8 protein-coding genes, 1 rRNA gene and 3 pseudogenes are annotated in these 10,263 nt (G+C 46.5%); 6 read left to right on the forward strand and 6 right to left on the reverse strand.

From position 1 onward, the window contains the following. A 16S ribosomal RNA gene (locus tag JWF83_RS00035) occupies positions 1–120 on the reverse strand; the annotation flags it as partial. 681 nt (positions 121–801) lie between these two features. After that, on the reverse strand, positions 802–1,002 hold the full coding sequence (locus JWF83_RS00040; RefSeq protein WP_413647861.1) for a hypothetical protein: 201 nt from the start codon (positions 1,000–1,002) through the stop codon (positions 802–804). A gap of 185 nt (positions 1,003–1,187) precedes the next feature. Between JWF83_RS00040 and JWF83_RS00045 the strand changes: the two genes are divergently transcribed. From JWF83_RS00045 to JWF83_RS00065, 5 genes and pseudogenes are all read left to right on the forward strand, one after another. Continuing rightward, positions 1,188–2,531, forward strand: coding sequence for a DUF1173 family protein (locus JWF83_RS00045; protein WP_413647862.1), 1,344 nt, complete (start codon positions 1,188–1,190; stop codon positions 2,529–2,531). A gap of 116 nt (positions 2,532–2,647) precedes the next feature. Beyond that, positions 2,648–4,723 carry an AAA family ATPase gene (locus JWF83_RS00050; protein WP_413647863.1) on the forward strand — a complete coding sequence of 692 codons (2,076 nt, stop codon included), beginning with the start codon at positions 2,648–2,650 and terminating at the stop codon, positions 4,721–4,723. Continuing rightward, positions 4,716–6,029, forward strand: coding sequence for an McrC family protein (locus tag JWF83_RS00055; RefSeq protein ID WP_413647864.1), 1,314 nt, complete (start codon positions 4,716–4,718; stop codon positions 6,027–6,029). Before JWF83_RS00050 ends, JWF83_RS00055 begins: the two co-directional genes overlap by 8 nt. A gap of 33 nt (positions 6,030–6,062) precedes the next feature. Next, positions 6,063–6,274 (forward strand): annotated as a pseudogene (locus JWF83_RS00060) (transposase); the annotation flags it as partial. Positions 6,275–6,310: 36 nt separating this feature from the next. Next, positions 6,311–6,841, forward strand: a pseudogene (locus tag JWF83_RS00065) (transposase); the annotation flags it as partial. Positions 6,842–6,877: 36 nt separating this feature from the next. Here JWF83_RS00065 and JWF83_RS00070 read toward each other — a convergent pair. The 3 genes and pseudogenes from JWF83_RS00070 to JWF83_RS00080 form a co-directional block, all read right to left on the reverse strand. Continuing rightward, positions 6,878–7,057: pseudogene (locus tag JWF83_RS00070) on the reverse strand (S-adenosylhomocysteine hydrolase); the annotation flags it as partial. Positions 7,058–7,091: 34 nt separating this feature from the next. Further along, positions 7,092–7,367 (reverse strand): type II toxin-antitoxin system RelE/ParE family toxin, encoded by a 276-nt coding sequence (locus JWF83_RS00075; protein WP_413647865.1) that lies wholly within the window; start codon positions 7,365–7,367, stop codon positions 7,092–7,094. 3 nt (positions 7,368–7,370) lie between these two features. Continuing rightward, positions 7,371–7,619: a CopG family ribbon-helix-helix protein gene (locus JWF83_RS00080; protein WP_004155191.1), complete on the reverse strand. Its 249-nt coding sequence runs from the start codon at positions 7,617–7,619 to the stop codon at positions 7,371–7,373. A 268-nt stretch (positions 7,620–7,887) separates the two neighbouring features. Here JWF83_RS00080 and JWF83_RS00085 point away from each other — a divergent pair, with 268 nt between their 5' ends. After that, a complete protein-coding gene (locus JWF83_RS00085) occupies positions 7,888–8,808 on the forward strand; it encodes a hypothetical protein (protein WP_413647866.1) in 921 nt (306 codons plus the stop codon). Between the two features lie 263 nt (positions 8,809–9,071). Here the strand turns inward: JWF83_RS00085 and JWF83_RS00090 are convergent. Beyond that, a protein-coding gene (locus tag JWF83_RS00090; protein ID WP_413647867.1) for an IS3 family transposase occupies positions 9,072–10,192 on the reverse strand; the annotation gives its coding sequence in 2 pieces (ribosomal slippage) (positions 9,072–9,934 and positions 9,934–10,192; 1,122 coding nt in all). Positions 10,193–10,263 lie beyond the last annotated feature (71 nt).

Raw genomic sequence — 10,263 nt, forward strand, 5'->3', positions numbered from 1 at the left:
TTACTCACCCGTCCGCCGCTCGCCGGCAAAGTAGCAAGCTACTTTCCGCTGCCGCTCGACTTGCATGTGTTAGGCCTGCCGCCAGCGTTCAATCTGAGCCATGATCAAACTCTTCAATTAAAAAGCCTGATGCTCAAAGAATTAAAACTGTTATTCGTAATGAATATAGTAGTCACTCTTGAGACTTGATATTTCAAATTTTTTCCATCCGGAGATGGTTTGCGATATCAACCCTGCGAGTGCCCACACAGATTGTCTGATAAATTGTTAAAGAGCAGTGCAATCAGCAGCTTCGCTTGCTGTTGCGAGGTGGATATTTATTACCCCAACCTCTGTTAGAAAAAATCCATCTCTTCAGAATTTTTTCTCTTTATCTCACCGGTAACTTTGTGAAGTTGTCCACATGTCCCGGGTTGATGGAGGCGCATTATAGGGAGTTATCCCGAAGCTGCAACCCTAAATCTGCACTAATTTTACTGACTGCTGCATTCCACAGCAAAACCCCGCTTTATACCCACTTACACACAGAGTTATCCACAAAGATGCCGGTATTTCTGGTCATGCGCCCTGAAAGGTGAACTGAGTTTTGAATCGCCACGGGTAATCCAGATACTTCCGAGCCATTAGTGGACTGACACTGCCCCGATAGACAAACCCTCACATCCCCTGGACTAGCCCCTGCCCCCTATGCCATCACTTATCATGGATAATGGATCAAACCAGAGACGGCGGCACAAGAGGATTACGATAGCCTGTTCGGCGAATGCCACCGGCTGAAAATCAGTGTTGTTATTGATGCGCTTACTGGAGGAAAAAGTTTTGTTTATACGCCTCTGCGTCTGGCAACAGCAAAGCAGCAAGTAAATTAATAGCAGAGAAGATAGCTGCAAAACAGTCGCTGCATTCACCGTACGGAGCCATACCACCAGTAAAACCCGCCCGCGCTCCTGTAAAACAACGAAACAAAACTGGCGATGCTGCTGGTGCCATATCTGTTGGCATAGCGAAAAGGTATATCCGCAATGTGCGGACTGGATCCCTTCCATTAGGGTATAGCTATCTGATCAAAAAAGTTACAGGGCAATCCATTGCAGATCTATTACCCATGATTTAAGTGTGGGAAGTTGAACAATGATGGCTATTACGTTAAAACATTGATTAGGAAAGAATCACAATAGGAAAGGTCAATGACAAGGAAACAGCAGTCCAAGGTCTGCGTGCATCTTCTTGAAAAAGAAAAGCCCTATTACTTTTCACCAGAGCAACAAAAATCCACTTCAGATTCCTTTTTTCAAAACTCGTTAAAACTGGCCTGGGATAACCACCATTACATTGCGACCTGCTGCTGTGACCAGGCTCAGGAACTTAAGCTATATGTCCGAAGTAATAAAGGTTCCGGTCCATTTACTCTCTGTCGTAACCCAAACACCGGTCCCAGGCACAAATCGTCATGCGCATACCACTCTCGTGTAAATACAGATGGTGGTGCAAAAACATATTCATCATCGGCTGTCAGGGAAGAGGAAGATGGAACCCTACGTATCGGATTGGATTTTTCGTTACGCGTATCAGCAACTGATCCTGAACGCGCAGCTCCGGCAACAGTGCATCCCCCAAGGGAAAGGCGGCAGTTGAATCGCCTCGGCAAGATGAAGATGTTGGGACTTCTTCATTTACTTTGGGAGAATACGGGGTTAAACGAATGGGCGCCATGGCTGCAAGGTAATAGAAGACTTACAACAGTAATGAGCCGTTTGCATAAGGAAGCCAGCAACATTAAACAAGGTCGCACAGTTCTGGCTGATGTTCTATTGCTACAAGGAAACGAGCACGGCAATAAGAAGGCTGTAAATTACGCCTGTGCGAAAAGTCGCCGTCTGATCGTCATCTCAGAACTTAATGAATGGTCTCCAGCTCTGATTGCTGGCAATAGTTTGCCTCTGACTGGAACCACGAAGAGCGCCCCCCCTGCCGGGATGCCATATCTAACCATCGATAACTCTCGTTGGGAAAGTTCCTTAGCCAGATTTCGACGTGATGTAGCATGGTGGCAGCGTGGAGGTAAAGTTATCGCAATTGCCGTTACCGACGTGCCTGTAAAGAAAACAGCGCAGAAGTCTGGTCGGGAATATTTTTCCACATGTGTCCGTCAGGTTGTTTTAATGATGGTGAGTGAACGATGGATCCCACTCGAGTCATCTTACGAAGGGATTGTCGAAGAAAAGCTGGCTAAGGAACGACGCCAGTTCACCAAGCCATTGATTTATGATTCTGCAGAAGATCAGTACCATCCCGATTTTATACTCACGGATGTCAATGGTTCAGATTTCGTTCCGCTCGAAGTATGGGGGCGTGATACTGAGGATTATTTACAGCACAGGGCAGTGAAAGAAGAATGGTATCAGCAGGCGTTTGGCGACTCCTGGTGGTCATGGGACGCTGTAAGGCATCCGAGAGGCGAAGAAATACCGACCTTCCCACAGCGAAAGGAATACTACGAATTCAGATACCCTATCGAGAAAGAGTCTTAGGGAAGTATGCAAACTGCTGATGTTGATCTAACCCCACACATTGATTAATTCAATACAGTTGGAACGCATCACCTTAGTCAAAGAATAAGTAATATCACAGCAGAGGGAAAGTCACGATGGATCTTGTGGGCAGCGTTGAAGCAGGTAACCTGACGCTCAGTGAATTGATTGATACCCTGGCGAAAGATAAAAATTATGCCACTTCCAATTGGAATCAGCGATACCGTGAATTTACGGCGTTGCTACAGCAAACATCAACATTCGCGGAGCCTGAAACAGATGATTTGGTCAAACGGCTTTGGTATGAGCGTGATAATGGCATCGCCAGTATTCGTCAAGGTGTTCCGTCTTTAGCTGAATATCAGCAAAGCTTGCCACTATTCAGAGAACTAACCGAGCGCATTCGCCAGCAACCGGATGAAACAACCTACCAATATGTAGACAATGCCCTGCTGGGGGCAAAAGAAAGCGGGCTACTAAAGCGTATGTATTGGAGTTTAAGAAACCGTGTTTTTGCCGCATTTTCGCCAGAAATCTACACCAGTACCGTAGATGAGAATGCGTTTACAAAAGCAGCAGATTTCCTAAATAAGCAATTCAGCCTCGGTTTGGAACTTAAGGGAAATTGGCTGCAGAAAAACCATGAATTAAAACAAGCCATACACACCGAGTCTCCTAATGCAGATCCTTATTGCGTGAATATGGCTATCTGGCATCTCTATGAATTACTACGTGAGCGCGGTAATGAGCAAAAACAAGTGAAAGTGTCCAGCAACACATCAATAGCCAGTAGTGAGTTCCCGGATATTAAGATCATTCAACATTCACCAACGAACGTGATCTACTTTGGTCCTCCGGGCACTGGCAAGACCTTTACGTTGCAGCAGAAGATGAAAGAATACACTACTCAGGCGGCGCCAGCCGATCGTGATGCCTGGCTCGATTCTCACCTTGAATCACTGAACTGGATGCAGGTTATAGCACTGGTGCTACTCGAACTTGGTAAACGAGCAAAAGTTCGCCAAATAACCGAACATCTGTGGTTCCAGCGTAAAGCACTGCTGAATGGCCGCAGCAGTAACTTTTCGCAAACTGCCTGGGCGACACTGCAATCATTCACCATACCCAGATCTACCACGGTTGCCTACAAAGGCCGCCGTGAACCCGCGATATTTGACAAAACAACCGATAGTGAGTGGTTCCTGGTTGAATCCCAATTAGAGCAAGTGGACGAGCTGCTTTCTCTTTATGACGAATTAAAGCAAGGTCCTAAATCTACCGAAGCCATTCAGCGATTTGCAGTGGTTACCTTCCACCAATCTTACGGTTATGAAGAGTTTATTGAGGGGATACGCGCTCGTTCAGACGAGAGCGGAAATATCTCTTACCCTATTGAGCCGGGGATCTTTATGCGCTTGTGTCAGCGTGCCAATGCCGATCCAGCACATCGCTACGCCATTTTTATTGATGAGATCAATCGCGGCAATATCTCCAAGATCTTTGGCGAACTTATCTCACTTATTGAAGTAGACAAGCGTATGGGTATGTCCAATGCAATGAGCCTGCAACTGTCTTATAGCGGTGATTACTTTAGCGTACCCGCCAATATCGACATCATTGGAGCCATGAATACAGCTGACCGTTCTTTAGCTCTGATGGACACGGCTTTGCGCCGTCGCTTTGACTTTGTCGAGATGATGCCTGATCTCTCTTTACTGAGTGGAATCAAGGTAAAAGGCATAGAACTCGAGTCGTTGTTAGAGAAACTCAATAGCCGCATCGAAGCGCTTTACGATCGTGAACATACGCTAGGGCATGCGTTCTTTATGCCGGTAAAAAGTGCACTCGATGCCGGTGATGAAGAGGTTGCGTTTAAACAACTAAAGATCGCATTCCAGAAAAAGATCATTCCGCTGTTGCAGGAATATTTTTTTGATGACTGGAACAAGATCAGGCTGGTGTTGGCAGACAACCAAAAGCAAGACGACAGCCTACAATTCGTAATTGAAAAAACCGACGATCTGGATACGCTTTTTGGTAACAATCATGCTTTACGTCGTAATGATCAGCAATCGACAGCTTACGAGCTCGAAGCATTTGATCAAGAGATCTGGAATATGCCGCAGGCTTACCGTGCTATTTATCAGCCACAGCAGACCGCTTTTGATAAGCAAGCTGTAAACCATGGATGAAGTGATCTCTGTTTTTGAATATGACCTGTTAGGGAGCGGAAAAGCGGCTTCAGTTGGCGCAAAGCTGGTTCCTCAACAGGTATTTGATTATTTAGAAGAGATTAGCCTGACAGGTATTCAAAGAAGCCAGTTTCTCAAACTCACCTCTCGCTCAGGTTTCAAATTGCTGCAGGTGCAAAACTACGCGGGGATGCTATCTACACCTCACGGTTTCCAGCTTGAGATACTGCCCAAGGTTGGCAAAAACCTCACGGCTGCGCGTGCGCGAGAAACATTCATCACGATGCTAAGCCACCTGCCTGGGTTTCGACATATTCAAACCCAGCAGGCCACTCTTCAGGCACAGCACATGCCTTTGCTCGAGATTTTTATCAGCCAGTTTTTGCAAAGCGTAAGCCAGTTACTTAAACAAGGTTTACGCTCCGACTATGTGAGCGAGCAAGGTAATCTGTCTTTTATGAAGGGCAAGCTGATGCTTTCTGCACAGTTGCGGCATAACGCGGTGAATCGTCATAAGTTTTGTGTCGATTATGATGACTACATGCCGGATTGTTCAGCCAATCGGCTCTTACATTCCGCGCTGGATAAGCTAGTTAGTCTGAAGCTGTCATCAGAGAATCAACGCTGGCTTTACGAATTGCGCTTTGCTTTTGACGGTATTCCACTTAGTCGGGATATTGAAAGTGATATAAACAGCTTACGCCTTGTGCGTAGTATGGCCCATTACAGCGAGCCAATGGCCTGGGCGCAGTTGATCCTGAGAGGAATGAGCCCGAGTGCCTTGCAGGGAAACACCAAAGCGATATCACTCTTGTTCCCTATGGAAGCGGTATTTGAATCCTTTGTTGCACAAACCCTCCCCGACGAAATTCCTCCTCACCTTAAAGTTAAACCACAGGTTGCCACTTATTCCCTTGTGAAGCATGGATCTAACGATTGCTTTAAACTTCGCCCAGATTTGTTGATTCAATCGCGGCAACCGGTTCAAACCAAAATGGTGATGGATACAAAATGGAAGCTGGTGAATAGCAGCCAGCAAAAAAAATCACTCTATGGACTGGCGCAATCCGACTTCTATCAAATGTTTGCCTACGGCCAAAAATACCTTGGTGGAACAGGCGAGATGTATCTGATTTACCCTGCGCATGACGACTTTAGCCAACCGATACAGCAGCACTTTTCTTTTTCAGAGACCTTAAAATTATGGGTTGTGCCATACCAGATAATGGCAAAGCGCGGGGAGAGGATGATGTGGGCGGGTGATGCATCGGTAATCCCCCCGCAAAACTGGGGTACTCATAAGTAGAATTTTCTCATAACATGAATCGAGGAGATTCGGATGAAAAAATCACGTTTTAGCGACAGCCAGATCATGGCCATTTGAAGCAAGCCGAGGCAGGCACTCCGGTTTCTGAGCTTTGCCGCGAGCATGGCATGAGTAATGCCAGTTTTTATAAGTGGCGCTCACGCTTTGGCGGTATGGATGCCTCGATGATGGCCCGCCTGAAAGAACTGGAAGATGAAAATCAACGGCTCAAAAAGTTGTGGGCAACACTTACCATTTAAGGAGACTGTAATTAAAATTGTGTAATTGCCTGTGTGGACGGTCTGAAGGGCTTCCCGGATGCGATAAGCAGTGTCTACCCGCAGACCCATATCCAGCTGTGCATCATCCATATGGTCCGTAACAGCCTGAAATACGTGTCCTGGAAGGACTACAAAGCCGTCACCAGCGGGCTGAAGGCGGTTTATCAGGCCCCGACCGAAGAGTCAGCACTGATGGCGCTGGATGCATTCGCGGAAACCTGGGACGACAGGTACCCGCAGATCAGCAAAAGCTGGCGCGCCCACTGGGAAAACCTCAATACGCTGTTCAGATATCCTCCGGATATCCGCAGAGCCATTTACACCACGAACGCTATCGAATCGCTGAACAGCGTGATCCGCGCAGCCATCAAGAAACGCAAAGTATTCCCGACGGACGACTCGGTGCGGAAGGTTATTTATCTGGCAATAAAGGATGCGTCAAAAAAATGGAGTATGCCGATCCAGAACTGGCGGCTGGCAATGAGTCGCTTTATTATCGAGTTCGGTGACCGCCTGAGCGATCACCTTTAATACGGTGGCAGTTACACAGAATTACTGACAGGCTCTATTTTTTCGCGCTTTGGTGTAGACGCCATAGCCTACTTTCAGCAGTTGTCCTTCCTTCACCAATTCGCGCAACGCTCTGCCAATCTGATCGTAACCAGCAAGGCCTTTAAAATCACTACGAGTAAAATCATAACGCTTTGAACGCTTCAGTCGTGACTGAATACGATCTCTCGTCGTCATGTTGTCCTCCCCTCTCGCTCGAAGATGACAAACTTCAGCGATCCTCTCGGGTATGCCAAAGGTCAACAATATAAATAGTATCGTGCTGAATTTCATAGTGAACGTCATAATCATCAAACAAGATTTTTCTCACTTCTCGTGGTTCATATCTTGTCTGAGATACACCGATTCCTGGATGGTCGGCGAGCCCTGAGGTTCCTGTGATCAAACGTTCTAATACATTGTCAGCATGTTGCCGACTGTACTGACAGGCAAACCTATAAATACGCTCCAGGTCATGCAGGGCCTTTTGGGTCCACTGTATTTCCATAGGTTACGATTTTTTCAGTTTGTTAGCGAAGTCAACAACATCCGCATGGCTAACCACCCTTCCCGCATCGACATCAGCAAGCCCTTTCAAAATCTGCTGATGCCGCCGCTCTCTCTCTTCAATCATGGCGGTCAACGCTTCTTTAATCACCCAGCTTTTGGATCTGTCCAGTTCAATAGCCAGGTTTTCAACCGCCGCAGCAAGCTCTGCAGGGATCTGAGCACTGATCGTCTGTTTCGCGAGTTGTCTCATGACCGTCACCTTTTAATAAAAGTTAATAACACTTATTAAAATAGCATGTTTGTGTTCGTGTAACTACCTGTGGCGAAGACAACATCAGTCCCCCATCATCTCGAGGCCAGCATTCCCGGGTAGTGTTTAGCAATGTGGTTTTGACCCCATACATCCCCATCTTACTCGTGAAAAAACACCGTATCCTAACAGACAGTCTTCTTGAGGAAGGCTGATTGGTATACTATATCTGAACATCAAACCCAACATTAATGACCAGGTGATTTATATGGGCTTTTTCGATATTCTGAACGCTAATAAACGCTCACGACTCATCGCTCAAATGAACTACAACAATTGTTATAATCACATGCGTTCCAGAATAGAATCATTCAGATCTAACTCTTTGCGATATTTGTCATTCAAATACCCAGATTCAGTCATCTTGATGAACAATAACTTCCCAACTTTTTTACTTTATAACAAAACCACGGAAGAAATTCACCAAGGAGAATTCGCAGACAAATATTCCCCCTTACTTGAGTTTATACCCAATGATGAACCTTCTCTATCATTTGAGATTGCCACCGAGAATTACAAAAACATGGATAGGCTTTGGAATAGCGGGAAGCTTATTAAAGATCACTATTTTTACAAAAACGAGTCGTGGATTCGGGATTTTAATAGGAATGGTTTTTACATCAAAGACAGTTATCGCTATGACGACCCAATAAAGTCTGATGACTTTTTCGGTCTCGCTCTTTTCTTGAATGGTAACATTATAGGGAAAAGCACAGTATGGAATACTGAAGCAAGTGGATACTTTGCCGAAGTTTTGTTTGATAAAATTATAAACACCACAATTTCAACCACATCTGGGTTTTCGACCATCACTCTTGTAGCAGGATGTTTTACCTTGGCCTCTGAAGATGGAGTTGGTTGTTGCTACCCAAATAAAATAATTCATGAAATCATCATAGGAAATGGCGACAGGATTTTAGACTCTAATAAAATGACTAATGGAGCCCAAGCAATCATTGCTTTGAGAGATTTCCTTAACATAATTGAAAATAAAATAGGAAATAATAAATCTGGTGTGTTGCCAACAATCAGTGAATTAAGTGAAGATCGAGATTTGTGCGAAAAAATGCTTTCAACCCCGCTTAGGAAAAAAAACTTCCCTGGCATTGAAGATATGTATGCTCGGTAATATTCATTCGATCTTATGATGGTATTGCCGATAATGATCGGTAACTAAAGGACATCAGAAATTTATCATAGAGCTTTCAATATAAGCGCTCTATGATATTTATGAGCCTGCTTAGAGTCGAAACACAATCTGTAAATACAATTCGTCAAATGTTCGAGTCTGAGTTGAAGCATAGGAAACGGAACTACCCACAGTCAGTGCTCAGCCAGTCGTCCGACAGTTACCGCATGAGAGTGACCTGCTCCCAGTATTAGATACAACCTTCAGTTAGTAATGTCGGTTGGTTTTTCTTCATGTTTCCCGTTTCGCCAGCATGCTGCAAATTCAAACGGCGTCTGGTAATTCAGCGATGAATGAGGTCTGGACTCGTTATAGTCCTGCCGCCAGTCACTAATGATTTTCCGGGCATGAAGAATATCGCTGAACCAGTGCTCATTCAGACATTCATCGCGAAAGCGTCCGTTAAAACTCTCAATAAACCCGTTCTGTGTTGGCTTACCCGGCTGGATGAGTCGCAGTTCTACGCCATGCTCAAAAGCCCACTGATCGAGCGCACGGCAGGTAAACTCCGGGCCCTGATCGGTTCTTATCGTTGCCGGATAGCCACGAAACAGCGCGATGCCGTCCAGAATACGCGCGACCTGAACGCCTGAAATACCGAAAGCAGCGGTGATCGTCAGACACTCCTTCGTGAAATCATCCACGCAGGTCAGGCACTTAATCCGGCGGCCGCTGGCAAGTGCATCCATGACAAAATCCATCGACCATGTCAGGTTCGGCGCATCCGGGCGGAGAAGCGGAAGCCGCTCAGTCGCCAGACCCTTACGGCGTCGCCTGCGTTTTACACCCAGACCGTTAAGATGATAGATGCGGTAAACCCGCTTGTGGTTGACGTGAATGCCCTCCCGACGCAATAACTGCCAGATGCGCCGGTAACCAAACCGGCGACGTTCAAGTGCCAGCTCTGTGATACGCAGAGATAGCTGCGCGTCAGCAGCCGGACGCTGAGCCGAATAACGGCAGGTTGAAAGGGACAGACCAGCCAGCCTGCAGGCACGGCGTTGCGACAGACCCGTTGTCTCACACATGACTTCCACGGCTTCCCGCTTCTGGTCTGTCGTCAGAACTTTCGGCCCAGAGCCACCTGAAGCGCCTCCTTATCCAGCATGGCTTCAGCGAGCAGCTTCTTGAGGCGGGCATTCTCCTCTTCAAGTGACTTGAGCCGCTTCACTTCGGGGACTTCCATGCCGCCAAACTTCTTGCGCCAGGTGTAGAAGGTAGCGTCTGAAATAGCATGCTTGCGGCAGAGTTCCCGGGCCGAAACCCCGGCTTCGGCCTCGCGGAGAATACTGATGATCTGTTCGTCGGAAAATCGTTTCTTCATGGGGATGTCCTCATGTGACTTATGAAGACATTACTAACATCGCGGTGTATTAATCAACGGGGAGCAGGTCA

Source organism: Pantoea sp. B65, from assembly GCF_047308185.1.
Lineage (GTDB): Bacteria > Pseudomonadota > Gammaproteobacteria > Enterobacterales > Enterobacteriaceae > Erwinia.